This is a genomic window from Acinetobacter sp. MF4640 (genome assembly GCF_002018895.1).
GTDB lineage: Bacteria > Pseudomonadota > Gammaproteobacteria > Pseudomonadales > Moraxellaceae > Acinetobacter > Acinetobacter johnsonii.
This window is the reverse complement of sequence record NZ_MVOM01000013.1, coordinates 38214-63121: the sequence shown is the minus strand read 5'-3', so window position 1 is coordinate 63121 and position 24908 is coordinate 38214. Positions and strand designations below refer to the sequence as shown.

The window sequence follows — 24908 nt, the reverse complement described above, 5'->3', positions numbered from 1 at the left end:
GCATCCATATCCAACAATGAAAAGCTCTGCATAAATTGCAGAGCTTTTTTGCTTTTGGCTATTTGAAACAACACTTGTCACAGCCTTCGACTTTTTCTCTGGGCCAGTTCATTCTTGCCCGTTTATAAGCCAGCTCGTAATTGGCAAAATAACCAATCAGAATTTGATCCTCCGAGCTGGGTAAGTCGGCACAGCCTAAGGATGCATTATGAATATGATGGATGCCTTTTTCACTAGGGTGTTCATTTACAATAAATTTTATCATTTACAGTTCCCCGAATAATTTTTATAAAGTTCAACTACAAACAAAACCATAAAAAAAGTATGTATTTATAAAATTAAACGGATAGCGTATGAAAATCAATCATTATTTTAAAAGTGAAACTGACCTCTAAGCCATATCAAGTTAAAAGGATTGATGTCCACTAACCAAAAAATTAGCCACGCTATCTTTAAATTTAAAGACCCAACAACACCATAAGAAAACTGCTGAAACTATAAAGGTGTGCTGATACTTTCTTGTTTTTTACGTTTAAACCAACGTACGGCCCAGATCGCCAAAATAATGCCTACAATCACCACCAAGACAGGAACCAGTAGTGAAAGCACGGACAGTAAAACGGCACCGACCCACTCCACTGTAGACACCAGTGGGTTGGTGACCCCGCCTGTCGTCGCGGTTGAAATCCCTCGAACGGCAACGGTACTCATTTGCACGGCGCCTGCTGTTCCTCCACCCACAATGATTGCCGCGGCCCAACTGGCAAACTGTGACATTTCCCCGCTGATAACCGCCATAGTAGTGAGTGTTCCTGCGACCATCGCGGCTGGCGTTGCAATGGTGTCTAAAGCGTTGTCGACCCATGGTATGTAATAGGCTGCAATTTCACAGACAGTTGCAATGGCTAAGGCAATACACACCGATGGCATACTTAACCATTCAAAACCTTGCATTGGTTCGAACCATCCCATAATAGATGCAAGGCTCATGACCAAGAGTGGGACAAAGACACGAAAGCCACAGGCCGCACTTAAGCCAATACCGATACAAAGTCCTAATATGGTTTCCATGTGCTTTTCCTGTGTGGCCTAAGTTGGGATGTTTTTATCTTTTTTATAACTTAGCAAAAAGCCCTATCGGGTGATAGGGCTTTTCTTTTAAACAGTGGGTAACTGTTAAATCTTTGGCTTAGGCATTCTTATTGTTAAATTGATTGCCTTGGCATTTGGTACACGGGGGTAAACGATCTGTACCAATTTCTAAGTAGACGCGGTGTCCGCATTGAACACAAAAATAGAAGCCTGTTCCAGGTTTTTCGCCAGCAGTAACCATTTTTGTTCTCCATATGTTTAGAAAATGGTCTTACTAGTATATGCCTTTTATGATGAATGTCTATTGATCATTTCGACAAATGATGATGGCATTTGGGCAAGAAATGATTTCCATAGAAAATCTAAACGTCTTACAAGATGTTAGACACCCAATTTTCGATCTGCAATCCATCGACACGCAAAAATTCTTTTTCATTATTGGTCACCATCACCCAATTATTCGCACGTGTATGCGCAGCAAGCCACAAATCATTTGCACCAATAATCTGTCCCTTGGATGAAAGATCTTGACGTATTTGCGCATAGTGATCAGCAACATATTCATCTAACTCAACCACTTGAATCATTGATGTTAATTCATCTATTACTTTTAGGGCTTTTTCTTTTTGCTGACTTTTCTCTGCACCAAAACGCAACTCCCCCAAAGTAATGACTGAAATTAAAATATTTCGATGTGGAAGGTGTTTTTCAAAATGCTGACGGACAATTTCAGGTTGATGTTTGATGATATAGATACAAATGTTGGTATCTAATAAATATTGTGTCTGCATTAGAACTCTTCTCGTTCTTGTGATGATTCATCCACTCTTTCTTCTGCATAAAAGTCATTCGGCATTTGCGCTAATACTTTAAATAACCGATCTACGGTGACTGGCTTTTCACGGAGAATCACTTCATCACCACGGCGGAAGATTTCAACCTCTGTACCTTTAAAGCGAAATTCTTTCGGTAAGCGAACAGCTTGGCTTCGACCAGTCATAAAAACTTTTGCGGTAGTCATAGGGCTACTCCATCAGTTTTGATATATACCTTATGATAGGTATTTACTGGGTGTTTTTCAATCAGATTTTTTTTAGTCTACCTTCTTTTATGCTCTGTTCTCGCAGCAATATCTGGAATTGCTTCGGCTGGACTAATAACAGTTTGTATTTTCGCTCGATCACCTAGTTTTTTATTTAGCATATAAGTAAAGGATTTACCTTTAGCTTTTGCTTCCATTTGAATCTCATAAAGCTCCTCACCTGAAATAGGATTTTCAGTCATTTCTACTATAGTAGAGAAATGATAAGTTGCATTATCTTCATTTTCTGAAGGAGAAGCTAATTCAACTATTTTATCAGGATCAACACTTACGGCATCCTGCATACCACAACCTGCGACACCAAAATTTTGAATCACATTAGGATTAGCTATTAATTTTAAAATTTCTAAGTCTTCTTTTGAAAAAGGAACATGGAATTCATTAAAGTTTATGAAGGGTCTTCTATCTATCCTCATTTGAAAATGATAGTGAGGATAGTCAATATAAGTCCCTTGATGTCCAGTAGCATCTTTTTCTGTACAATCGAAAGTCCATTCAATATTTTTCCATTTTATGGTGGAAGATAAAATCTTACGTCCAGACCTTTCACTTTCTAAATCATTAATGTTTGAAAGTAACTTTTCTTCATTTGCACACCATCTTAAAAAAGCGGCAATATTGTGATAACTATATTTTTCATACACGTTTTTAAAATGTTTCTTTTGGAATTTACAAAGACGTAATAACCAATGTAAACACGGTTCTTCTACGCTCATGGTTTTAAAATCTTTACCACATAGATAGCATTTTTCTTTCTGATAGCCTTTTTTAAAAGCTTTTACCTGTCTAACATTTTCTTCATGCTGTTTTTTATTTATTTCTTCAATTTCAGTTGCAGTTAAATTATTAATCCAAGTCTCGAAGCTCTGCTCACTCATTATTCTTCTCTTATAGAAAAAATCAGTCATATTTATATTTAACATTCAGATTAATATATGAATTTAATCCATCTCCAGATTTAGCTAAAATTTTCATTCTATCTACATGGTACTTTCCTGCCTTTCCAGAATAGCTATAGGTATAAATTTTAGCTGTTCCATTAAATTTGACTTTAATATATGTATCTCCAATGTCGTAATGCGTTACATTAGAATCATTAGTAATATCTTTATAAATTTCCATAATTTCCCCCCGAAATAAAAAACGCTCCAATTAAATTTAGAGCTTTTTTTAAACAAAACCAATAACTTTAATCTTCCCCCTTGCGAAGCAACGCTTCTCACCTTGGAAAAGGAGGGAGTTCCCCTCTTTCTCAAAGAGGGGTTAGGGGAGATTATTTAAACATTCCCTTCCAAGAAATCCTGCGCAAAACGTTGTAATACACCACCCGCTTCATATACAGACACTTCTTCTTCGGTATCTAAACGACAAGTTACAGGCACTTCAACGATTTCACTCTTACCTTCATCTGTCGCACGTTCAATCACTAAAGTTAAAGTCGAACGCGGTGCGATATTACCAATCACGCTATACAGCTCCGTACCATCTAAACCTAAAGTTTTACGGTCAGTTCCTGCTTTAAACTCAAGCGGTAACACGCCCATACCCACCAAGTTAGTACGGTGAATACGCTCAAAACCTTCCGCCACAATCGCTTCAACACCAGCAAGACGCACACCTTTTGCAGCCCAGTCACGGCTAGAACCCTGACCATAGTCTTTACCTGCAATGATGATGAGCGGTTGCTTACGATTCATATACGTTTCAATCGCTTCCCACATACGCATCACTTCGCCTTCAGGCTCAACACGTGCTTTCGAACCTTGCTTGATCGTACCGTCCGCACGAACCACCATTTCATTAAACAATTTCGGATTCGCAAAAGTCGCACGTTGTGCCGTCAAGTGGTCACCACGGTGCGTTGCATAGGAGTTAAAGTCTTCCTCAGGTACGCCCATTTTATGTAGGTACTCACCCGCTGCCGAATCCATCATAATTGCATTCGATGGTGACAAATGATCTGTGGTGATGTTGTCAGGCAAGATCGCAAGTGGACGCATATTTGCCAGTGTACGAGGTGCAGCCAAAGCCCCTTCCCAGTACGGTGGACGGCGGATATACGTACTTTGTGGACGCCAGTCATATAACGGACTTGCCGCTTTTTCCGTTACACCCAAGTCAAACATTGGAATGTACACTTTACGGAACTGTTCAGGTTTTACCGCTTCTTTGACCAAAGCATCAATTTCTTCATCTGAAGGCCAGATGTCTTTGAGGTAAATTGGGTTACCGTCTTTGTCGTTTCCTAATGCATCTTTTTCAATATCAAAACGAATGGTTCCTGCAATCGCATACGCTACAACCAGCGGAGGAGATGCCAAGAACGCTTGTTTTGCATAAGGATGGATACGACCATCGAAGTTACGGTTACCCGAAAGTACCGCAGTTGCATACAGGTCACGGTCAATAATTTCTTGTTGTAATTTAGGGTCTAAAGCACCTGACATACCGTTACAGGTGGTACATGCATACGCCACGATACCAAAACCGAGTTTTTCTAAATCAGTCAATACGCCTGCTTCTTCAAGATATAAAGCAGCAGCTTTAGAACCAGGTGCAAAAGAAGATTTCACCCAAGGTTTACGTGTTAAGCCTAATTCATTGGCTTTACGTGCCAATAAACCTGCTGCAACCGTGTTACGTGGGTTTGATGTATTGGTACACGAAGTAATGGCAGCGATAATCACAGCACCGTCAGGCATTAAACCATCGGTACGCTGTTCAACCACACCTGCAATGCCTTTGGCTTTTAAGTCGCTGGTTGATACACGTGCATGTGGATTCGATGGCCCTGCAATATTACGCGTTACAGTCGATAAATCAAAACGCAGTACACGCGGATATTCTGCTTGTTTCATCTCCGATGCCCAAAGACCAACTTCTTTGGCATAAGTTTCTACAAGTTTGATTTGATCTGCTTCACGACCTGTCAGGGTTAAATAATCAATCGTGTTTTGGTCGATATAGAACATTGCCGCAGTTGCGCCATATTCAGGTGTCATATTGGAAATCGTGGCACGATCCCCCACTGACATGCTGTCTGCACCTTCACCAAAGAACTCAAGGTACGCACCGACAACACGTTCTTTACGTAAGAATTCAGTTAACGCTAAAACGATATCTGTTGCAGTAATCCCCGCTTGACGTTGTCCAACAAACTCAACCCCGATAATATCTGGAAGACGCATCCAAGAAGCACGACCTAACATTACATTTTCAGCTTCTAAACCACCGACACCAATCGAAATCACACCAAGTGCATCGGTATGCGGTGTGTGTGAATCTGTACCGACACACGTATCTGGGAATGCCACGCCTTCACGGCTTTGCACCACAGGAGACATTTTCTCCAAGTTGATTTGGTGCATGATGCCATTACCCGCAGGAATCACATCAACATTTTCAAATGCTGTCTTGGTCCATTCAATGAAGTGGAAACGGTCCTCGTTACGGCGGTCTTCAATAGCACGGTTTTTCTCAAACGCCTCTGGATCAAAACCACCGTATTCCACAGCTAAAGAGTGATCGACAATCAACTGAGTCGGCACCACAGGATTCACTTTCGATGGGTCGCCACCTTGGTCAGCAATCGCATCACGTAAACCCGCAAGGTCAACCAATGCCGTTTGTCCAAGAATGTCATGGCACACCACACGCGCAGGATACCAAGGGAAATCGTGATCTTGTTTTGAGAAAATCAGTTCTTTTAGTGACTGCTCCAAAATGGCAGGATCACAACGACGCACTAACTGTTCAGCCAATACCTTTGAAGTGTATGGAAGTTTTGCATAAGCGCCTGGCTGAATCTGTTCAACGGCTTCTCGCACATCAAAGTATTCTAGCTGGGTGCCTTGCAGTGGTTTGCGGTGATTATTGTTCATAGCGTTCCTGCCTTTGGTGTTTCATTTTTCTTCACTGTCTTTACTAGACCATTCATCTTTGTCTGCTAGGCATACTACACTGTCGAAAACCCATTTCCCAAATCGTTTATATTTCATGAACTTAGATATAAAAACAGGGGTTTTTGAAATATTTAGTTACATTAACTTTTAAATATTTACTCTAAATATGATTTTTTCTGAAAAATAGCGGAAAATAGCCCTAATTCTTTAGTATTAGATTTTAAGGTAGGCGAGCAATTCATGAGCGATCTAGCTTTCTCCTCTTTCACTTTAATTGGTGTAGATGCACTCAAATTTTTACAAGGCCAAGTGACGGTCAAGGTTGAAACTTTAGCTGAAAATACAACGCAATACACCGCCATTTGCGACTTGAAAGGCCGTATTCACTTTGGTTTGTGGCTGACAAAACGTAACCCTGAACATTTTGAAATTGTCACCACTCAAGACCAGTCGGAAGAGTTTGCCAAGCACATTAAAAAGTTTGGTGCTTTCTCTAAAATGAAACTTGAACCTATGGGTTCAGTTTTCCCAACCTTTACGCAAGACCGTACCACCTTTTCTGCTGAGCCTACCGATATTTCGGCATGGAAAGTACAAGCCATTACCCATGGTGAAGCGTTTATCACTCAAGCCATTGAGCATGTATTTCAACCCCAAGAGCTTCGTTTACACCAACGTGAAGGCGTGCACTATGACAAAGGGTGTTACTTGGGTCAGGAAGTGATTGCACGTTTATGGTTTAAAGCCAAACCAAAAGCATGGTTGCATTTAATTCAGGGTACAGGCAGTGCGCCTGCGCAAGCTGAACAGTTGAATAAAGGTATTCAAGTGGTGAATAGCGCTGCGATTGATGGCGGTTATGTCGCGTTGGTGGTGGCACGTCCTGAGTCTTTGACCGAACTGGATGTGACAGTTTTAGACTTACCAGAACGTTTAAATGGTGATGTGGCGAGACCGCAGTAATTGTTTTAATTGTTTACTGATAAATTAGCCTCTAAAACTTATTCTTGGTTTTGGGGCTTTTTTAAACTTAAAATGATGAGAACTCTTTCCGCCTCACATAATAAACCACACCGCCCTTATCATCCGAAAAATAAAAGGAATTTGCATCTATACGGTAAATATCCGCAGGTCGACCATAGACATTTTTACCCACTAAAAACCCATCAATAAAGGTCTGTAATTTTTGCCCTTTACGCATAATCACAATTTTATAACCATGACCAATTGTGGCATCCGTAGAACCATGCAATGCCACTAAAAAAGAATTTTTGATGACTTCATCTGTGTCTGGATGGTCAAAATAATCAAAGCCAAGTGCAGACGAATGCGATGGGAAATAGGCATAAGGAGACGGTACATTTTTACATCCAGTTGGAAGTTTAAATTTTGGGTCTGCAAAAATTTGACCATTGGACGAATAGCATGAAGCCCAACCATAATCGACATCACGTTTAAGTGCATAAAAAGTTTCATCAGGTTTATGTTTACCTAAATGGTCCGCACCTTGATTCGTGGCAAATAAAAATTTACCTACCCATTTCAAACCGACGGCATTGCGTAAGCCTTTGGCATAAATCTTTTGTTCCGAGCCATCGGGATTCATTTCTAAAACAGTCGCTCTGACTGTTTCTTTTTCGGCACAAGCATTACAACTTGAGCCGACTGAAACATAAATTTTTCCGTTTCCACCTACGGCAACGGTTCGCGTTAGATGCCAGCCCCCATATTTATAACTTAAACCATAATCAGGAAACGTTGCTAGAACTTCAGCTTTGCCCGTGGGTTTAATTTCACCTCGGGTAAATTTCTGTCGGGTGAGCTGATGCGTTTCAGCCAAATATAACCAGACTTGCCCAGAAGAGTCTGTATAAAATTGAACTGAATTTGGATTTTTCAGACCTGTCATATAAGGAATAATTTTACCAAATTTTCCCGTTTCAGCATTCCATTCATCCAAAATATAAACAATGCCTTTTTTATTGTCAGTCAAATCGTGCATATCCGTGACAAACATTCTACCGTCAGGTGCTTTGCTAAAAAAACGAACACGTTTTAAACCCTCAGCCGCAGGAATGATGTCGTAATTTACTGGAAGGTTTAGAGAAAAGCGCTTCCCATTTTTCAAGTTAATTTGATGAGGCACAAGATTTGGCTGCCCAGCTAAAACTACCATTGAGCCAGCTAAACATATGAATAAGATTGAGAATATTTTTATCATTTTAGATACGTCTCGATTCATCTTATGAAAAGTAATCTTCTTTTTTATAGGATATAACTTGAATGATGAGTGCATAGTCAAACGCTTTTGCTAGAAAATCGTATAGGCTCTTCATATACAAACTATTATTTTATATTATCTTTTAGCCTGACCACTGCAAGTATCTTTGCAGTGGGTAAATCCATTCACACTCGTTCTGCGGCTATAAACAGAACATAAAAAATATTGCTTTAACTCTATAGCAAGCATCAGTCCTTGGGTAAAAGGCTCATCCAAGGACTTAAACTATTTTTAGAGCCTTATTTAATAGTTCACTCATTTTCAATGAATATTAAATATCAAAAATCATGAAACAGCTTATTCATGTCTTTGCAGAGATAGTCTTTAAATGAAAAATCTCGTGCATGTTTAGCATCAAATTTTGCGGTCACACCGTCTTTTTCAAAGATATACACGCGGTCATCTTTGCTCACTAAAAACTCACCACCCAATTTCATCAATAAGGCATCAATTTTTTCGCCATCTGGAATCGACTCATCGGCCAAAACTTTTAAATAATTTCGCTTAATTGACTTAATAAACATGATGAACTCGTTTCTCATTTTTCAGCGCTATTTAAACAGAATCTAAGCCAGAATCCTAATAAAACCCGAAGCCATCAGCTGCAAATAGCAATAACACGTTTCGGTCCTTTCCACCCTACAGCACGCGGTTTGTATTGGAAAAATATATACCGATCAACACAATCAACGGAAATTTGTAAGACCAAGACACAATTCAGATATTTACATTCACACAATTCAACTTATGATGTGAAATGACTAAAAACAAATACACACATAGATGGACTTATGTGTAAGAAAAAGGTTTATAAAACATGAAGAAAATCGTACTTGCAAGCTTAATTGCACTCTCTAGCCAGCTTGCACTTGCAGCCTCCACTCAAGATACCATCAACCCCGAATTTGCCAAGATTGAGGAAATGGTTAAAGCCAACAATATGGCGGGGGCATATCAGGCTTTAGAAAAACTGGCAAAGTCTGGCAACCCACAAGCCATGTATAACTTGGCTTATTTGACTCAGACTGGCCAAGGCACAGCGAAGAATGAGAAGAAAGCCATTCAGCTCTATCAAGATGCTGCAAACAAAGGCTACCCTGTTGCGCATTATGTGCTTGCGAAAAACTATGTCACTGGTACTTTAGGCTTGCCTCAAGACATTAACAAAGCCAAACAACACTTTGAAGCCGCATCTAAACTAGGCTTTGATGATGCAACCGTTGAATATGCCGTGCTGTTATTTTCTGAAAATAAACCAGAGTCTGAAAAGTTAGCCCTTAAGAAACTTGAGCCTTTGGTGAAAAAAGGCAACTATCAAGCCATTCATGCACAAGCCCTGTACGACATCAGCACAGGCTTTAAAAACAAACAAGAAGCACCCATTCAAAAAGGTCTCAACAGCATTCAAGACTTAGCCAAAAAAGGTTACATTCCTGCCCTGATGGCCGTAGGCAATATGTTTGCCAATGGCAATATCATTCCGCAGAACTTGCCTGAAGCGAAGAAAATTTTCACCGCTTTAGCTAAAGAAAATGTACCGCAAGCCAAAGAATCTTTGGCGATGGTTGATAAAATGATTGCCGATCAAGCCAAAGCCCCTGCTGCAACAGCTGCGGTCAAAAAATAAATCTCTTCTTCAAAAAAATACTCTCAATTGAGAGTATTTTTTTCACCACCAAAGACCAATCAAGACACTGACCACCACAAAACTCAATAACGTGCTGATCATCAATGGGGTGAGTGCTTTTTCATTTAAGCCATACACTTGCCCAAAAATTCCAAACAAAGACGGCATCGGCAAAGCCGCAATCAAGGTCCCTGCATAAATCATCTTTGGGTCCAATGCAGTCAAATAGGTCAGTCCTAAATAAACCAATAGCGGCATACAAATATTTTTAGATACCACCAGATAAACCGTTTGCAGGTTAAACGATTGAATGGTTAGCCCGACCATTCCCCCACCAATAATAAAGAGCGCTAAAGGTGCAGCAGTCAGGCCTAGCATCGCAAATACTTGGTCGATTAAATGTGGAATTTGAAGTTCGAAAATCGCACAACCCATACCAATCATCACCGACAAAAACAGTGGATTTTTGAGTAGCGTGAGAAATGTAGTTTTTAAAATGGAGGCTAAATTGACTTGTCTTTGTCGCCCTATTTCTGCCAGAGTGAGCATCAGCGGTACAAGAAATACACTTTCAATGATCACCACCAATGAAATATAAATCATTGCTTCGCTTCCCATCAGCAGCGTCAAAATTGCTGCTCCCAATAACCCCGTATTGGACATGGATGCACCCAGTGAAAAGACTGCAGCGTGGGTAAAGTGATTCTTAAACAACTTTTGACCTAAAATAAAAGCCGTAAGAAATAAGCCAAAGGTCACAGCTGCATAAACATAAAAATATGACGGATACCAAATTTCATGCAAATCTTTTGAAGCTAAGGCATGCAACAATAAAGCAGGTAACGCAATTTTGATGACAAAAGCACTGATTGCAGTCATTTGCTCTTTAGCGAGTAATTGGATTTTGACAGAGGCAGAACCAAGGAAGAGCAGGAAAAATACTGGAAAAATTACCGAAAAAATCATTCAAGCTGTTCCTTTTCCAGATGATGTAAGTAAAGACCTATCCTAGGATACACCTTTACTCAGTTGAAATATTTTAAAAGACCAATTGGCGAATATGTGATTAAAACGCAGAAAACAAATCTTTGATCCCATGTGGCTGACACCGTAAATACTGCGGTGCGATAGAGACTTTCCCACCCAGTTCTGCTGCTGCATGCCACGGCCATCGTGGGTCATACAACATGGCGCGCGCCAGACCAATTGCATCGGCTTCTTGCGCTTCTAAAATATGTTCAGCCTGCTTGGCTTCTGTAATCAATCCCACCGCAATGACTGGAATTTTCACCGCTTGTTTCACTGCGTGGGCAAAAGGCACTTGATATTTGGCCTTAATCTGAATGTCTTGTTCCACATGCAAGCCACCACTTGAAACATGAATATAAGCCGCACCGAGTTGCTCCAACGCTTTCGATAGCCCCACTGTTGAATCAATATCCCAACTTTCTGTTGCGGTCGACTCCATCCAATCGGTCGCAGATAAACGTATACCCACAGGATAGTTTTCAGGAACAGCTTGTTTAATGGCTTGGAAGACTTCTAAGGTAAATCGAATGCGGTTTTCAAAACTTCCGCCATATTCATCGGTACGTTGGTTCGACAGCGGTGACATGAACTGATGCAACAAATAGCCATGGGCTGCATGTAGCTCGATCAGTTCAAAACCTACATCTACTGCGCGTACTGCAGCACTGGCAAAGTCATCGATAATGTCTTGCATCTCCGGCACACTCAAAGCATGTGGTGCATGCTCTTCGGGCTTAAAGGGGACGTCACTGGCAGACACCGTTTGCCAACCATGGGGTTCATTTGGTTTCATCTGACCTTTTCCCGACCAAGGTCGATCGGTCGATGCTTTACGCCCCGCATGTGCCAGTTGAATGGCAAAAGGCATTGGAGAGAGTGTTTTGACTTTTCTGAGCAAGGCTTTCATTTGTGCACGTTGCAAATCATTCCACAGTCCTAAGTCCGCAAAACTGATCCGTCCTACCGCTTGTACGGCTGTCGCTTCAACAATACATAAGCCCGCACCTGACAAAGCATAATTGGCCCATTGTTGCTCATGCCAATAGCTCAGCTCACCCGCATCATTGGCTGAGTATTGGCACATCGGCGCAATCACGATTTTATTTGTTAATTTTAAATCCCCAAATTGAATGGGTTGAAATAATAATGGCATCACAGCTCTCCCTGTACTCACTATGATCTATAACAAATAAAGCACCTTGCATTCAACGCTAAAAGTGCAAATCTGCTGTCAAACCTTTGCACTTTTATGGCTATCCATTTAGAAAATAATGCGGCTTCCGAGCCCCAAGACCAGTGCATTATCCACCACATGGCTTGAACCTGAGTTGACCACATACTGAATGTTGGGACGTAACATTAACCACGGCGTAGCGTTATAGCTATAGTTCAGTTCAATATTGTATTCCGCACTCGCATCAAACTGTGCTTTACCCGCAGTGAATCGCTCATTCAGATGTACACGATTCACCCCCAAACCTACAATATCCGTCGGATGCTGCTCAAATACCCCAATATATTTCAGCCCCACTTGTTGCGAGTTGTCTACTTTATTGGTGATGCGGTCATGCCATGTAAAGTTGGCAAAACTATGCAAACCTTGGCGCCCTGCACCCGTTGAAGTCAGTTGCTGTTCGATGGCAATCCATCCTGCAAATGTCCGGTCTTCGCCAACCACACCTTTGCCATAAGCCACATCATATTGGTTATTTGGATCATCTGCGGTGTTATATATCCCACCAACCCGATAGCTCCCCGCCAAACCATTGAACAGTGCTTTCGGTGTCCAAATCACTTCCACAGGAATAGTCACACCATCGGCATGCTCTGTGTCTAAGCTCCAACCTTGTCCTTCGGCTTTTCCATTGCCATTATCTGGATTGAATTCATAAACACCCACTTGAGTTGCCACTTCAGGGGTCAGTTGATACTTAATGCGACCACCCCATTGTGAAACCGGCGTATTCATCCAGATATTACCCTGCCATTTCCCCATTTGCGCGGCGCAAAAGGCATTACTGACAAAATCACACGCCATCACATCAAAATCAGAACCCAAACCCAGTCGCCCAACTTTGACACTGAGCCCTTGTTCTTTAAATCGCTTTTCAATCGAAAGCTCAGATAAACGGCTGTCTTGGTTTCCACGGCCATAGGTGGCTTGCACATTGGCTAATTGCGGTGCAGAAGGATCTTGCAAATCTCGAATTGAGGTACTTTGTCCTTGACGCGCAGTCGCAACAAAACGAATGGTGACCCCTTCCCAGCCGGCTAGCTTTTCTAAATCAAATTGTGTACCTAACCAAAACTGCGAAGCGGTACTTGGGCTTGCACCTGCATTGCGGCCGCCATCCGCCAAATAGTTGGTATCTGTTAAAGCATTGGCTTCAAACTTAATGCCTTTTTGCGCCAATTCAGTTCGTTTTCCCTGCCAGTCACCAAACAAATACTGACCCTGTACATCTAACATCTGCTCCGCATGACTCACTGTCGCCCAGGCACACATTGCTGTTGCAAATAAAGAGAAAGAAAACTGTCGCATAAAACCTAAGCCCCAAACTAAAATGAAGAACAATTCATTTCATTTAAATGAAAAATTTAATGAAAAGTACATAATTTTTAAACAAAGATCTCAGCAAAATTTTTATCATTAAGTCAAAAAAAAGTTATCAATATCACCCACAGTGATAAATAGAAGATTTGATTTGGGTGATTCATGGCAGTTTTCACACGATTCGAGAACGCAATTTAAAGAGGATAATTCCTGATCACAGCAAGCAATCCCGCAGTTTAGCTTTCTAAAAATGTGCTAAAGCCAAGCCTCTTGCTGAAATCACTTGCAATCTTGCGTGTACACCGCAATATTAGCCTCAAGTTTTATCAGCTCATGTTGCCATGCCAGAATTACCCGAAGTTGAAACCACCAAAGCCAGTTTAGCGCCGTTATTAGATCAACAAGTACTCAGTATTGAAGTTCGCCAGTCGAGCCTGCGCTGGCCGATTCCCGCCGATCTCAGCAAACTGGTGGGACAGCGTTTAATTCAACTCAAACGCCGTTCTAAATACATTTTGGCCGTTTTTGAACAAGACACGATGCTTTGGCATTTGGGTATGTCTGGTAGTTTCCGTATTTGTGAGGTGGGTGAAACCCTGCGTAAACACGATCATTTGATTATTCGTTTTGAAGATGTCGAGCTACGCTACCATGACCCGCGCCGCTTCGGATGTATTTTATGGTTGGATGAATATTCGCAAACCAAGTTAATCGATACACTTGGGCCTGAACCACTGAGTGCTGATTTTAACGCTGAATATTTAAGTCAAAAGTTGAAAAACAAACAGGTCGGCATAAAAATTGCAATCATGGATAACCATGTGGTGGTTGGTGTTGGAAATATCTATGCCACAGAGAGTTTGTTTAATTTGGGCATACACCCTGCGCAAGTGGCGTCTAGTTTAACGCCAAGCCAAATTGAAAAATTGGTGGTCGAGATTAAACGTATCTTGCAGCAGGCTATCGATTTAGGTGGTTCTACCCTGCGGGACTATTCCAACGCAATGGGTGAAAATGGTTACTTTCAACAAACTTTATTGGCTTATGGCCGAGCAGGTGAAATGTGTGTGAACTGCGAAACCACGCTTGAAAACATCAAACTGGGACAGCGTGCTTCTGTATTTTGTCCCGAATGCCAACCGCTGAAAAAAGTGCAACCTAAGCCCAAAGCCACAGCTCGAGGAAAAACCAAATGAAAACTGCCATTGTTCGTCATATTTTGGTCAAAGATAAAGACCTCGCTGAACAACTGAAAAAGAAAATCCACGATGGCGCCGATTTCGCCAAAATTGCCAAGCAATATTCCACCTGTAATTCAGCTAAACGCGGTGGTGAACTAGGTGAAGTCAAAAAAGGCCAACTGGTGCCTGTGATTGATAAATTGGTCTTTAGTGCAGCTGAAAAAGTACTACATGGTCCCATCAAGAGCCAATTTGGTTTTCATTTACTAGAAATTAAATTCCGTATGGATTTTTAAAAGGATGCGCGTTGTGTGATGTGTTTAAGCCTAAACACATCACGAACACTGTATTTGATTAAGCCTCTTTCATCTCATATATCCAAGCATCAACGTGTTCGCCAGATTCCAACGTCCCTTGTACCCTCACCCGTTGATACTGTATCCCTTCAAATTCATCCAACGCATCCCAATGTTCGGTTAATTTTTCACTGCTAAAAAAATATCCTTCAACTGCTGCTGCTTGCGGATCTAAGACGATGGCGAATAAGCCTTTGTCGGGTCCCCAATCCAAAATATGTACCACGCCATGCACATAGCCTTTTTGCCATGTCCCACCTATGTGCTCTAAAAGATGGGCATTTTCATGATTTGGACGAAGTGTCCCATAGACAAACAAACGATTCATTATTTTCTGCTCTATACTTTTTCCATGATTTCAACACATCAAAAACTGACGTTTAAAATAAATTTCTGATCATTCTATACTGTAAAAATTAAGTCTTTATTGCTATTCCGGCTAATAAAAAAATGCTATTTTACTAAATAAGATAATGAATTTTAATAAATTTTCAGCTAAATAAGTTTATTTTCAAACTAATAAAACCAACTGATATCAAGGAAATAATCATGGGGGCATATTCTAATTATCGCTTAGGGATTATCAGAGATCAATATCCTATCAGCGTTAGAGAAAAACAAAAAATAATCCAACAAATGTTTGATGATCCTGATATTGATCCAGAGAATGAAATGATCAAGGCACTGACAAATGACGGTCAAACTAATCAGGAAACCAAATGGTACGATTTCATACCACACTTAACAGCTTTCAGTAAAAAATATCCTGAGTTAAAGTTTGTTTTAGGATTGTCTGAAGTAAATGACCGATATCAACGCAATGAAAATTTTATTCTGTTTCATCGAGGAGCAAATCAATATCTGGAACGGGAACAAGGTACAGATGATATTGTCATCGGACATTTAAAGACGAATACATGGTATTTATTTCTATCCGATGCTGTCATTCTTTTTAAAGATAAAAATGATTTTTTAGCCCAGGTGACTCAACAGCAGTATGACAACAATACAATCATCACCATTCCATTTAAACATTACGATTCTTTAGACGATGCGAAAACAGGGCTTGATAGAAATACAGTTTTTATAAACAGCGAAGTGATTTTTGATCACCTGGATACATTATTTCCTGAATTCGAAAATATTGTTGTCGCATTAAAAGTTACATTTCCATCAGATCACTTTGCATTATTCCTAAATGCTGCTGAAACACATATTTTTGAATCAGGTTTATGTATCTGACAAAGGCCGAACGGCACTTGATGTGCCGTTTTATTTTAACCGTTCGATTACTGACGTTTTTTCAATTCATCACGAATTTCACGTAGCAACTCGATATCTTCTGGCGTTGCTGCTGGTTCTGGCGCTGCTTCTTCTTGTTTACGGCGCATACGATTAATCATTTTCACCATTAAGAACACCACCCATGCCAAAATGATGAAGTTAATTAAAATCGTAAGGAAGTTACCATAAGTCAGGACGTTTACCCCAGCTTTGGTTAACTCATCTAAAGACTGTAAATTGTTTGGGTTATCCCCTAAAACAAAGAATTTCTGTGTGAAATCTACACCACCACCAGTCACAACCGTGATCAATGGCATGATGATGTCTTTCACCAATGAATCGACAATTTTACCAAATGCACCACCGATGATTACACCGACAGCCAAATCAATCATGTTGCCTTTTACCGCAAATTCGCGGAACTCTTGAACAATACTCATCTAAATCTCCAGTTATTTTTTGACTTTAATTTATGTGACGAAGTATACATTAATTTTATAGCTTCATTTCCATGTAATTTACTCGGAAATCATCTGCTTTTATATATTGGTTTGCTAATTTTAAACAAAAAAATGCCATCAATAAATTGATGGCATTTTTAAATGTCACGGCCCCGCATAGGGCAACATCATTTTTAAAACTTATTTACCAGAACGGTTACGTTTACGTTCGTTTTCAGTCAAGTAACGCTTACGGATACGGATTGACTTAGGTGTTACTTCAACTAATTCATCATCTTCAATGAATTCAAGCGCTTGTTCAAGCGTATATTCAACAGCAGGAACAAGAGTCAACGCATCATCAGTACCAGAAGCACGTACGTTTGTTAACTGTTTTGCTTTAGTTGGGTTAACTGTCATGTCATCTGAACGAGAGTTAATACCAATGATCATACCTTCGTAAACTTCTAACTGAGGTTTAGCAAATAGACGACCACGGTCCTGCAATGTGAACAATGCATAGCCCAGGCAAGTACCTTGAACCATAGAAATCAACACACCGTTTTGACGTTTCGCAACAGTACCTTGTTTCATTGGACCGTAGTGCGAGAAGCTTGAAGTCATGATTCCTGTACCAGAAGTCATGGTCAAGAATTCTGAACGGAAACCAATTAAGCCACGTGAAGGAACAGTTGCTTCAATACGAATACGGCCTTTACCGTCAACTTCCATATTCGTCATTTCGCCTTTACGGTGACCCATTTGCTCCATTACAGAACCTTGGTGCTGTTCTTCAACGTCAAATGTTACGTTTTCGTATGGCTCTTGCTTTTCGCCATCAACTTCTTTCAAGATTACTTGTGGACGAGATACGCCCATCTCGAAGCCTTCACGACGCATGTTTTCAATGAGAACTGAAAGGTGAAGTTCACCACGACCAGAAACTTTGAAACGGTCTGGACTGTCTGTGTCTTCAACACGTAACGCTACGTTATGAATCAATTCGCGGTCTAAACGCTCACGGATGTTACGTGAAGTTACGAATTTACCTTCTTTACCAGCAAACGGTGAGTTGTTTACTTGGAAAGTCATCGTTACTGTAGGCTCATCTACAGACAATGGTGGTAAAGCTTCAACATTTTTCGGATCACAAATTGTGTCAGAGATATGAAGTTCATCAATACCTGTGATACATACGATATCGCCTGCTTGAGCAGAATCAACATCAACACGTTCTAAACCGTGGTAACCCATGATTTTTAAGATACGACCGTTACGAGTCTTACCTTCTTTATCAATTACAGTAACTTGAGTGTTCAGACCAACTGAACCACGTTGAATACGACCAACACCGATAACACCTACGAAGCTGTTATAGTCAAGTGAAGAAATCTGCATTTGGAATGGACCATCAACATCAACTGCTGGTGGCTCAACAATGTCTACGATGGTTTGGAACAATGGAGTCATATCTTCAGCAAGTTCTTCTGGAGATGGACCAGCAACACCACGAAGACCTGAAGCGTAAACAACTGGGAAGTCTAACTGTTCGTCAGAACCACCAAGGTTATCAAACAAATCAAATACTTGGTCAATAACCCAATCTGGACGCGCGCTTGGCTTGTCGACTTTGTTGATAATTACGATTGGCTTCAAACCACGTGCGAACGCTTTTTGCGTTACGAAACGAGTTTGTGGCATTGGGCCTTCTTGAGAGTCAACAAGAAGAAGTACACAGTCAACCATCGACATTACACGTTCAACTTCACCACCGAAGTCCGCGTGCCCTGGGGTGTCGACGATGTTAATACGGTATTCTGTATTCGTACGTGCATCTAACCATTTGATTGCAGTGTTTTTTGCAAGAATGGTAATACCACGTTCACTTTCAATCGCGCCTGAATCCATGACACGCTCAATCTCGCCTGCACGATCGCCAAGTGCACCTGATTGCTGTAAAAGTTTGTCTACTAGAGTGGTTTTACCGTGGTCAACGTGCGCAATGATGGCAATGTTGCGGAGAGTTTTGATATCTGACATGTAAATTCGATACGCCTAAAGTTTGAGGGCAAATTATACAGAAAAATAATAGAATTTAGTAGTGACAGTTTATTGACAGACTCATTTTTTTTGATAAGTGGTGTGTAATTAATTTTGTAAAGCTGTGTAAAGCGATTAGAATAGCGCCACCTTGCTAACACCCTTTGACATATGTCTGATCAGAAACTCTCTCCCAATCAAACAGATCAACTCGATTTGGTCTATGGTTTAAACGACCGCCCTCGCCCAATCATTGCTTTTCTTGCTGCCTTTCAACATCTCCTTGCAATTATTGTCCCAATTGTTACTCCGGGCTTACTCATCTGTCTAGCGCTTGGTGTGTCGAAAGAAGACACCAACATGATTTTATCCATGTCTTTGGTCATTTCAGGGATTGCAACCTTCTTACAATGTAAAAAAGTTGGACCTTTTGGTGCAGGCTTATTGATTGTTCAGGGCACCAGTTTTAACTTTATCGGCCCGATTATTGGAATTGGCTCTGCCATGGTTGCTGCAGGTACTCCAGTAGAATCCGTCATGGCTGCAATTTTTGGTGTAGTAATCGCAGGTTCATTTATTGAAATGGGCGTGTCACGTATTCTGCCTTGGGTGAAAATGCTCATTACCCCGTTGGTCACAGGCATTGTGGTGTTATTGATTGGTTTGACTCTCATTAAAGAAGGTCTGATCAGCATGGGTGGTGGCTATCAAGCCATGTCAAACAATACCTTTGCCAATCCAGACAACTTAATCATGTCGTGTACGGTTTTAGGCTTAATTATCTTGCTGAATCGCATCCGTATTACATGGGTAAAAAGCTCGGCTATTTTAATCGCACTGATTGTCGGTTATGTATTGGCAGGGTTTATGGGGCATCTCGACTTTTCCGGTCTTGAGGATGCACCTCTGGTTCAAATCCCAACCCCAATGCACTTTGGTTTAGACTTCTCTTGGAGTTTGTTTATTCCAATGGCCTTTATTTACCTTGTGACCTCTTTAGAGGCGATTGGTGATATTACAGCAACCTCTAAACTCTCGAACCAACCTGTCGACGGTGCAACATGGATGGAGCGTATTAAAGGTGGTGTCTTGGTAAATGGTGCAAATTCTTTCCTTGCGGGTATTTTCAATACATTCCCTAGCTCGGTCTTTGCACAAAACAATGGCGTGATTCAACTTACTGGCGTTGCGAGCCGTTATGTCGGCATCTGGATTGCTACATTATTGGTGATTTTAGGTTTATTCCCTGCTGTTGCAGGCGTGATTCAGGCAGTGCCCCAAGCTGTTTTAGGCGGTGCTGTGATGGTGATGTTTGGTGCTGTAGCAGCTTCTGGAATTAACATTCTGTCAGGTATTCATCTTGACCGCCGCGCACTACTGATTATTGCCATTTCATTGGCGCTTGGCTTGGGTGTTGCACAAGTTCCACAAATTTTGGAACATTTACCTGAATTATTCCGTAACATCTTTAGCTCGGGTGTTGCGACAGGTGGTATTACAGCCTTGTTATTAAATATTATTCTTCCTGAAACGAAGAAATAATTGTTCATTTCAGTATGCACTTTGCCCAGCACTGTCTGGGCATCGTTTTTACAATGGAGTATATAAAATGGATCCACGAAGTGAAGTTGTTCTTCGCCAGCAGGAATTTCTCTCTGGTTCAGTCTTACTGGTCAATGCACCGTGTGACGAATTAAACACACAGCTAATTGGTACTGTAGAACCACATTTTTGGACATGGAATTTTAACGAATTACAATATTTCCAAAACCAACAAAGTGATGTGCATTTTGGTACAGATTTACCTGATGTCGCTTTTGATCAAGCCATCGTGTTTGTTCCAAAGTCAAAAGAACTACTCAATTATGTCCTACACCAACTGGTGAGTCGTTTGGCCGTAGGCGCATCGATCTTTTTAGTCGGTGAAAAGAAAGGCGGTGTAGAACGCGCGTCTAAACAGCTGCAACCTTTTGGTAAAACCCTCAAATTAGACAGCGCTCGACATTGTCAAATGTGGCAGTTAGTCACCGAAAAAACCGTAACCGCAAAACCTTTGGCCGATTGGGCACAACTCTATACCGTGCCCACCCCGAAAGGTGAATTACAGATTTGCGCATTACCGGGTGTGTTTAGTCAAAATCGTCTGGACGTGGGTACAGCCGTGTTATTGCCTCACCTTTCACAGGTCACTTCTGGAAAAATTGCAGACTTTGGCTGTGGTGCAGGCGTGATCAGTGCTTATTTGGCCAAGTTAAATCCGAAAAATCGCATTTTTGCACTCGATGTCGATGCCTTTGCACTCGCTTCAACAAAAATGACTTTTGAGAAAAATAACCTTTTACCAGAACAACTTGAGATTAAAGCGGTACACGGAATTGAGGATGCCCCTCTGTTTTTACACGCAATCGTCAGCAATCCCCCATTCCATCAAGGCATTCATACAGATTACAATGCCAGCGAAAATTTATGCAAAACATCCCGTCGCCATCTTAAATCGGATGGCGAGTTGTGGATTGTTGCCAACCGCTTTCTGAATTATCCATTACTCATTGAGCAAAGTTTTGGCCAATGTACAACCAAAGCCGATCAACAAGGCTTTAAAGTGCTGTTTGCTAGCACACAAAAGAAATCTTAAGGAACAATGATGAGCGAAACGACTCAACCAGCTCAACTCAAGCGGAAGCTTGGAGCTCGCCATCTGAATATGATCGCGATTGGTGGTTCAATTGGTACAGGTTTATTCCTTGCCTCAGGTGCGACCATTGCAAATGCTGGTCCTGGCGGGGCGTTATTAGCTTACTGCCTAATTGGTGTGATGATTTACTTTCTCATGACCAGTCTGGGTGAGTTGGCAACACACAACCCAACATCGGGTGCATTTTTCACCTATGGCACCAAGTATGTTGAAGGCGGTTTTGGTTTCGCCCTTGGCTGGAACTATTGGTATAACTGGGCCATTACGGTTGCATTTGAATTGGTTGCAGTCCAATTCATCATGAAATTCTGGTTTCCCGACCTGCCCGGTTTCTACTGGAGTGCTCTCTTCTTAGCTGTTGTCTTTGGGATCAATGCACTGACAGTCAAAGGCTTTGGTGAAAGTGAATTCTTCTTCTCCTTGGTTAAAGTCCTTGCCATCATTGTATTTATCATCATTGGTATTTTCATGATTGGTAAAATCATGATGACGCCTGGTGTCGCAACTTTTGCCAACTGGAGCAAAGGTGAAGCGCCCTTCGTTGGTGGCTTATCTGCACTGATTGGTGTGGCGATGATTGCAGGGTTCTCGTTCCAAGGTACCGAAATGGTCGGTGTTGCTGCAGGTGAATCGAAAGATCCACAAAAGACGATTCCGATTGCCATCAAACAGATTTTTTGGCGTATTCTACTGTTTTATGTGGTGTGTATTTTCATTATCGGCACACTCATTTCATATGATGATCCACTTTTGTTACAAGCGGCTTCATCAGAGAATATTGCACTCTCTCCATTTACCTTACTCTATGAAAAAGCGGGGTTTGCCTTTGCAGCCAGCGTGATGAATGCCGTGATTTTAACCGCGATTCTATCGGCAGGTAACTCGGGGATGTATTCATCGACGCGCATGCTGTTCAATATGGCTCAAAATGGCAGTGCACCTAAAGTGTTTGCCAAATTAGACCCTCGCGGCGTACCTATGAATGCGCTTTATGCGACAACAGCAATTGCTGCACTTTGCTTCTTAACTACTTTCATTGGAGAAGAACAGGTCTTTAATTGGCTGCTCAACATGTCAGGTATGTGTGGCTTTATTGTTTGGTTAGGAATTGCTGTTTCACATTATCGTTTCCGTAAAGGCTATGTTGCCCAAGGTCATAAGGTTGAAGACTTAGCTTATCGTGCAAAATTCTTCCCATTTGCACCGTGGTTTGCCTTTATTCTATGTGCCATTGTTGTTTTAGGTCAAAACTACCAAGCAGTACTTGATGGCGAATGGCTCTCTGTTTTATCGACCTATATTGGTATTTTCTTATTCTTGACAATTTGGCTTGGTTATAAATGGAAATACAAAACCAAACTGGTTTCTTACCAAGAAATGGATGTCAGTCCAATGAATCCTGATCGCGAATAAAATCCTTTCATCATAAAAGACAGCCTTCGGGCTGTTTTTTTATTATCATTTATCCATTTGCTAAAGCCGTAAAGCATAAATTAATAACGCAATTTTCAATAAGACAGTTTAATTATTGAAGTTACATAGAATCGATAGTTATGACTCGGATCTAGCCTAAACTTAGTTAATATTCTGCAACCAGCATCCGCTCACTTATACGATTAACAATTTACATATCTAGGTTGTAAAAATTTAGCCTCTCAATTCGCACAGCAATAACTAAATGTTACGGTTCATTGAGTACTGATCTCTATCAAATTCCTAGCCCCCTAAATATCAAGCCAGAAATATTATCTCGCTGGCAAACAAATCTTTATAAAAATAATTATAAATATCCATTCATTCTAAAGGCAAAAGTTATGATCGATGTCGTGAAGCATGAGTGACTAAAATCCACTCTTCATTCTTCTTATATTCATCCTCTAAAATGAAATACTTCTAACTGTATTTAATATCCTATACGTAAATAAACATGAACACCGTAAGCCTTAAAGGCTCTTGTATTGAGCTTGAGTTTATTTTCAACGATGTGAGTTAACATAAATTTCATTATTTTAGACATAAAAAAACGACTCCGAAGAGTCGTTTTTTAGTTAAAACTCAGATTATTGAGCTTGAACTGTACGGCTGCCAGAAATTGTCGCGAATACACGACGGTTCATAGCACGACCTTCTTTAGTTTTGTTGTCAGCAATCGGTTGGTCCCAAGCGAAACCTTGAGTAGACAAACGAGCTGGGTCAACGTTGTATTCGTTTACTAGAGACGATTTAACAGAGTTAGCACGAGCTAAAGATAAACGTTCGTTCAATGCACGTGGACCAGTATTGTCTGTGTGACCTTCGATGCGAGCAGTAGCGTTTGGATATTCCACTAACTTCTCAGCAACTTTAGCGATTTCTGGCTTGTATTGGTCTTTGATGTTTGATTTGTTTGTATCAAAGAACACACGAAGTTCCATGTTAAGGTCTTCAGTTAACTCTTGTGGTTGAACTGGAGCAACTGGCTCAACTGGAGCAACTTCTACTACTGGAGCAGCAGGTTTCAAGTGACCACCAAGAACGACATTAAGACCAGCAAGCGCTGTGTAGTTCCAGAAATCTTCATCGATGTTGTAAGTAGCACGAGCTTCAGTACGTAGAGATAAAGCATCGTTCAAGCGCCAGAAAGCACCGAAACCAGCATTACCTAGAGTGCCTTCGTCATCTTTAAGACCAATATCACCTAAGTCATATTTGTAATGACCAGCACCTAATAGTACGTATGGCTTAATTTTGCTGTCGTAGTTTTTAGTAATCAAATCAGAAGTAGCGTAGAAGTTACCGTTGATTTGAGTTTGTTTGTATTCTGAGTTAGCAACAGCCGAATCAATATCACCCTTAACTTGGTTATATTCAGCTTCAAAACCTAACCAAGGAGTCAATTCAACGCCAAGTGCTGCACCAACGAATAAATCGTCTTGTAGCTCAGGACCATTTGTTAAATGATCACCACCATTGTTGTGTTTACTGTCTTGGAAAGTGTAACCAAGCATTAATGGAGTAACAGTTACGCCCGCGTTTGCAGCAGCTAAAGGAGCAGCTACGAGCATTGCTAATGCAATACGACTCATTTTCATGGATTTATCCTCCAGAGATAACAATTGTTTTTCAAGCTTAAGCTTAAAATTATTTAACCATTCTGAGATAGGCTTTTTTATACCCCAGTTTTATTTTTAAGCTATTCGCAATGAATCATACAAACACTTTATTTTTTTTCCAAGTGCTTGATAACTTTAATCAAGTAAATTATTGACAAAATTACTTACAATTTCCGTTGTAATTCGGTAATTTTTTACTCAATTTTTACTTGCGAATAGCTTATTTTCACTTG

At 40.8% G+C, this 24908-nt stretch carries 25 protein-coding genes; 8 read left to right on the top strand and 17 right to left on the bottom strand.

Annotation, left to right across the window (positions count from 1 at the left end):
• Window positions 1-58: 58 nt before the first annotated feature.
• The 8 genes from MF4640_RS06385 to acnD all read right to left on the bottom strand — a co-directional run bounded on the left by MF4640_RS06385 (window position 59) and on the right by acnD (window position 6075).
• Window positions 59-265 carry a hypothetical protein gene (locus MF4640_RS06385; RefSeq protein WP_078389051.1) on the bottom strand — a complete coding sequence of 69 codons (207 nt, stop codon included), beginning with the start codon at window positions 263-265 and terminating at the stop codon, window positions 59-61.
• Between the two features lie 230 nt (window positions 266-495).
• Window positions 496-1071 carry a DUF4126 domain-containing protein gene (locus MF4640_RS06380; protein ID WP_078389050.1) on the bottom strand — a complete coding sequence of 192 codons (576 nt, stop codon included), beginning with the start codon at window positions 1069-1071 and terminating at the stop codon, window positions 496-498.
• A gap of 118 nt (window positions 1072-1189) precedes the next feature.
• Window positions 1190-1333 (bottom strand): zinc ribbon-containing protein, encoded by a 144-nt coding sequence (locus MF4640_RS06375; RefSeq protein WP_004695201.1) that lies wholly within the window; start codon window positions 1331-1333, stop codon window positions 1190-1192.
• 130 nt (window positions 1334-1463) lie between these two features.
• On the bottom strand, window positions 1464-1883 hold the full coding sequence (vapC, locus tag MF4640_RS06370) for a type II toxin-antitoxin system tRNA(fMet)-specific endonuclease VapC (protein WP_078389049.1): 420 nt from the start codon (window positions 1881-1883) through the stop codon (window positions 1464-1466).
• A complete protein-coding gene (locus tag MF4640_RS06365) occupies window positions 1883-2113 on the bottom strand; it encodes an antitoxin (RefSeq protein ID WP_078389048.1) in 231 nt (76 codons plus the stop codon). Before MF4640_RS06365 ends, vapC begins: the two co-directional genes overlap by 1 nt.
• A 77-nt stretch (window positions 2114-2190) precedes the next feature.
• Window positions 2191-3072 (bottom strand): hypothetical protein, encoded by an 882-nt coding sequence (locus tag MF4640_RS06360; RefSeq protein ID WP_078389059.1) that lies wholly within the window; start codon window positions 3070-3072, stop codon window positions 2191-2193.
• A gap of 22 nt (window positions 3073-3094) precedes the next feature.
• Window positions 3095-3316 (bottom strand): hypothetical protein, encoded by a 222-nt coding sequence (locus tag MF4640_RS06355; protein ID WP_171263860.1) that lies wholly within the window; start codon window positions 3314-3316, stop codon window positions 3095-3097.
• A gap of 155 nt (window positions 3317-3471) precedes the next feature.
• On the bottom strand, window positions 3472-6075 hold the full coding sequence (gene acnD, locus MF4640_RS06350) for a Fe/S-dependent 2-methylisocitrate dehydratase AcnD (protein ID WP_078389047.1): 2604 nt from the start codon (window positions 6073-6075) through the stop codon (window positions 3472-3474).
• 261 nt (window positions 6076-6336) lie between these two features.
• Here acnD and MF4640_RS06345 point away from each other — a divergent pair, with 261 nt between their 5' ends.
• Window positions 6337-7059 carry a YgfZ/GcvT domain-containing protein gene (locus tag MF4640_RS06345; RefSeq protein WP_078389046.1) on the top strand — a complete coding sequence of 241 codons (723 nt, stop codon included), beginning with the start codon at window positions 6337-6339 and terminating at the stop codon, window positions 7057-7059.
• A gap of 67 nt (window positions 7060-7126) precedes the next feature.
• Here MF4640_RS06345 and MF4640_RS06340 read toward each other — a convergent pair whose 3' ends face one another.
• Together MF4640_RS06340 and MF4640_RS06335 are read right to left on the bottom strand one after the other, a co-directional pair.
• Complete coding sequence (locus MF4640_RS06340) at window positions 7127-8317, bottom strand: PQQ-dependent sugar dehydrogenase (protein WP_078389045.1); 1191 nt, start codon at window positions 8315-8317, stop codon at window positions 7127-7129.
• A 338-nt stretch (window positions 8318-8655) separates the two neighbouring features.
• A complete protein-coding gene (locus MF4640_RS06335; protein WP_004695190.1) occupies window positions 8656-8901 on the bottom strand; it encodes a hypothetical protein in 246 nt (81 codons plus the stop codon).
• A gap of 293 nt (window positions 8902-9194) precedes the next feature.
• On the opposite strand from MF4640_RS06335, the gene MF4640_RS06330 reads away from it, so the two are divergent.
• On the top strand, window positions 9195-10004 hold the full coding sequence (locus tag MF4640_RS06330; RefSeq protein ID WP_010327429.1) for a tetratricopeptide repeat protein: 810 nt from the start codon (window positions 9195-9197) through the stop codon (window positions 10002-10004).
• A 42-nt stretch (window positions 10005-10046) separates the two neighbouring features.
• Here the strand turns inward: MF4640_RS06330 and MF4640_RS06325 are convergent, their stop codons facing one another.
• The 3 genes from MF4640_RS06325 to MF4640_RS06315 form a co-directional block, all read right to left on the bottom strand.
• Window positions 10047-10970: an AEC family transporter gene (locus tag MF4640_RS06325; protein ID WP_078389044.1), complete on the bottom strand. Its 924-nt coding sequence runs from the start codon at window positions 10968-10970 to the stop codon at window positions 10047-10049.
• A gap of 100 nt (window positions 10971-11070) precedes the next feature.
• Window positions 11071-12186, bottom strand: coding sequence for an NADH:flavin oxidoreductase/NADH oxidase (locus tag MF4640_RS06320; RefSeq protein WP_078389043.1), 1116 nt, complete (start codon window positions 12184-12186; stop codon window positions 11071-11073).
• A gap of 108 nt (window positions 12187-12294) precedes the next feature.
• Window positions 12295-13575 carry a carbohydrate porin gene (locus tag MF4640_RS06315; RefSeq protein ID WP_078389042.1) on the bottom strand — a complete coding sequence of 427 codons (1281 nt, stop codon included), beginning with the start codon at window positions 13573-13575 and terminating at the stop codon, window positions 12295-12297.
• 353 nt (window positions 13576-13928) lie between these two features.
• Here MF4640_RS06315 and mutM point away from each other — a divergent pair, with 353 nt between their 5' ends.
• Together mutM and MF4640_RS06305 are read left to right on the top strand one after the other, a co-directional pair.
• On the top strand, window positions 13929-14783 hold the full coding sequence (gene mutM, locus MF4640_RS06310; protein ID WP_078389041.1) for a bifunctional DNA-formamidopyrimidine glycosylase/DNA-(apurinic or apyrimidinic site) lyase: 855 nt from the start codon (window positions 13929-13931) through the stop codon (window positions 14781-14783).
• Entirely contained in the window at window positions 14780-15064 is a 285-nt protein-coding gene (locus MF4640_RS06305; RefSeq protein WP_004695176.1) for a peptidylprolyl isomerase, read from the top strand. The genes mutM and MF4640_RS06305 overlap by 4 nt, the downstream gene beginning before the upstream one ends.
• Before the next feature lie 58 nt (window positions 15065-15122).
• Here MF4640_RS06305 and MF4640_RS06300 read toward each other — a convergent pair whose 3' ends face one another.
• The gene (locus MF4640_RS06300; RefSeq protein ID WP_078389040.1) at window positions 15123-15452 is read right to left on the bottom strand and encodes a gamma-glutamylcyclotransferase family protein; all 330 of its coding nucleotides are present in this window, start codon (window positions 15450-15452) and stop codon (window positions 15123-15125) included.
• A 221-nt stretch (window positions 15453-15673) separates the two neighbouring features.
• Here MF4640_RS06300 and MF4640_RS06295 point away from each other — a divergent pair, with 221 nt between their 5' ends.
• Window positions 15674-16366: a hypothetical protein gene (locus MF4640_RS06295; RefSeq protein ID WP_078389039.1), complete on the top strand. Its 693-nt coding sequence runs from the start codon at window positions 15674-15676 to the stop codon at window positions 16364-16366.
• 47 nt (window positions 16367-16413) lie between these two features.
• On the opposite strand, the gene mscL is transcribed toward MF4640_RS06295, so the two are convergent.
• Together mscL and typA are read right to left on the bottom strand one after the other, a co-directional pair.
• Window positions 16414-16848 (bottom strand): large conductance mechanosensitive channel protein MscL, encoded by a 435-nt coding sequence (gene mscL, locus MF4640_RS06290; protein WP_004695171.1) that lies wholly within the window; start codon window positions 16846-16848, stop codon window positions 16414-16416.
• A 201-nt stretch (window positions 16849-17049) separates the two neighbouring features.
• On the bottom strand, window positions 17050-18888 hold the full coding sequence (gene typA, locus MF4640_RS06285) for a translational GTPase TypA (protein WP_004695169.1): 1839 nt from the start codon (window positions 18886-18888) through the stop codon (window positions 17050-17052).
• 171 nt (window positions 18889-19059) lie between these two features.
• On the opposite strand from typA, the gene MF4640_RS06280 reads away from it, so the two are divergent.
• The 3 genes from MF4640_RS06280 to MF4640_RS06270 all read left to right on the top strand — a co-directional run bounded on the left by MF4640_RS06280 (window position 19060) and on the right by MF4640_RS06270 (window position 22996).
• Window positions 19060-20430 (top strand): uracil-xanthine permease family protein, encoded by a 1371-nt coding sequence (locus MF4640_RS06280; RefSeq protein ID WP_078389038.1) that lies wholly within the window; start codon window positions 19060-19062, stop codon window positions 20428-20430.
• A gap of 67 nt (window positions 20431-20497) precedes the next feature.
• The gene (locus tag MF4640_RS06275; protein ID WP_004983119.1) at window positions 20498-21523 is read left to right on the top strand and encodes a class I SAM-dependent methyltransferase; all 1026 of its coding nucleotides are present in this window, start codon (window positions 20498-20500) and stop codon (window positions 21521-21523) included.
• A gap of 9 nt (window positions 21524-21532) precedes the next feature.
• The gene (locus tag MF4640_RS06270; protein WP_078389037.1) at window positions 21533-22996 is read left to right on the top strand and encodes an amino acid permease; all 1464 of its coding nucleotides are present in this window, start codon (window positions 21533-21535) and stop codon (window positions 22994-22996) included.
• Between the two features lie 647 nt (window positions 22997-23643).
• Here MF4640_RS06270 and omp38 read toward each other — a convergent pair.
• Window positions 23644-24654, bottom strand: a complete 1011-nt coding sequence (gene omp38 / locus MF4640_RS06265; protein ID WP_078389036.1) for an outer membrane protein Omp38 — start codon at window positions 24652-24654, stop codon at window positions 23644-23646.
• Between the last annotated feature and the right edge of the window lie 254 nt (window positions 24655-24908).

Bases quoted from the DNA above. Each gene is read 5' to 3' on its own strand.
- MF4640_RS06340 (WP_078389045.1), bottom strand. From the start codon at position 8,317: ATGATAAAAATATTCTCAATCTTATTCATATGTTTAGCTGGCTCAATG.
- acnD (WP_078389047.1), bottom strand. From the start codon at position 6,075: ATGAACAATAATCACCGCAAACCACTGCAAGGCACCCAGCTAGAATAC.
- mscL (WP_004695171.1), bottom strand. From the start codon at position 16,848: ATGAGTATTGTTCAAGAGTTCCGCGAATTTGCGGTAAAAGGCAACATG.
- MF4640_RS06270 (WP_078389037.1), top strand. From the start codon at position 21,533: ATGAGCGAAACGACTCAACCAGCTCAACTCAAGCGGAAGCTTGGAGCT.
- MF4640_RS06300 (WP_078389040.1), bottom strand. From the start codon at position 15,452: ATGAATCGTTTGTTTGTCTATGGGACACTTCGTCCAAATCATGAAAAT.
- MF4640_RS06335 (WP_004695190.1), bottom strand. From the start codon at position 8,901: ATGTTTATTAAGTCAATTAAGCGAAATTATTTAAAAGTTTTGGCCGAT.
- MF4640_RS06330 (WP_010327429.1), top strand. From the start codon at position 9,195: ATGAAGAAAATCGTACTTGCAAGCTTAATTGCACTCTCTAGCCAGCTT.
- MF4640_RS06325 (WP_078389044.1), bottom strand. From the start codon at position 10,970: ATGATTTTTTCGGTAATTTTTCCAGTATTTTTCCTGCTCTTCCTTGGT.
- MF4640_RS06295 (WP_078389039.1), top strand. From the start codon at position 15,674: ATGGGGGCATATTCTAATTATCGCTTAGGGATTATCAGAGATCAATAT.
- MF4640_RS06365 (WP_078389048.1), bottom strand. From the start codon at position 2,113: ATGACTACCGCAAAAGTTTTTATGACTGGTCGAAGCCAAGCTGTTCGC.
- MF4640_RS06355 (WP_171263860.1), bottom strand. From the start codon at position 3,316: ATGGAAATTTATAAAGATATTACTAATGATTCTAATGTAACGCATTAC.
- MF4640_RS06315 (WP_078389042.1), bottom strand. From the start codon at position 13,575: ATGCGACAGTTTTCTTTCTCTTTATTTGCAACAGCAATGTGTGCCTGG.
- typA (WP_004695169.1), bottom strand. From the start codon at position 18,888: ATGTCAGATATCAAAACTCTCCGCAACATTGCCATCATTGCGCACGTT.
- MF4640_RS06380 (WP_078389050.1), bottom strand. From the start codon at position 1,071: ATGGAAACCATATTAGGACTTTGTATCGGTATTGGCTTAAGTGCGGCC.
- MF4640_RS06345 (WP_078389046.1), top strand. From the start codon at position 6,337: ATGAGCGATCTAGCTTTCTCCTCTTTCACTTTAATTGGTGTAGATGCA.
- omp38 (WP_078389036.1), bottom strand. From the start codon at position 24,654: ATGAAAATGAGTCGTATTGCATTAGCAATGCTCGTAGCTGCTCCTTTA.
- MF4640_RS06385 (WP_078389051.1), bottom strand. From the start codon at position 265: ATGATAAAATTTATTGTAAATGAACACCCTAGTGAAAAAGGCATCCAT.
- MF4640_RS06375 (WP_004695201.1), bottom strand. From the start codon at position 1,333: ATGGTTACTGCTGGCGAAAAACCTGGAACAGGCTTCTATTTTTGTGTT.
- vapC (WP_078389049.1), bottom strand. From the start codon at position 1,883: ATGCAGACACAATATTTATTAGATACCAACATTTGTATCTATATCATC.
- MF4640_RS06305 (WP_004695176.1), top strand. From the start codon at position 14,780: ATGAAAACTGCCATTGTTCGTCATATTTTGGTCAAAGATAAAGACCTC.
- MF4640_RS06320 (WP_078389043.1), bottom strand. From the start codon at position 12,186: ATGCCATTATTATTTCAACCCATTCAATTTGGGGATTTAAAATTAACA.
- MF4640_RS06360 (WP_078389059.1), bottom strand. From the start codon at position 3,072: ATGAGTGAGCAGAGCTTCGAGACTTGGATTAATAATTTAACTGCAACT.
- MF4640_RS06275 (WP_004983119.1), top strand. From the start codon at position 20,498: ATGGATCCACGAAGTGAAGTTGTTCTTCGCCAGCAGGAATTTCTCTCT.
- MF4640_RS06280 (WP_078389038.1), top strand. From the start codon at position 19,060: ATGTCTGATCAGAAACTCTCTCCCAATCAAACAGATCAACTCGATTTG.
- mutM (WP_078389041.1), top strand. From the start codon at position 13,929: ATGCCAGAATTACCCGAAGTTGAAACCACCAAAGCCAGTTTAGCGCCG.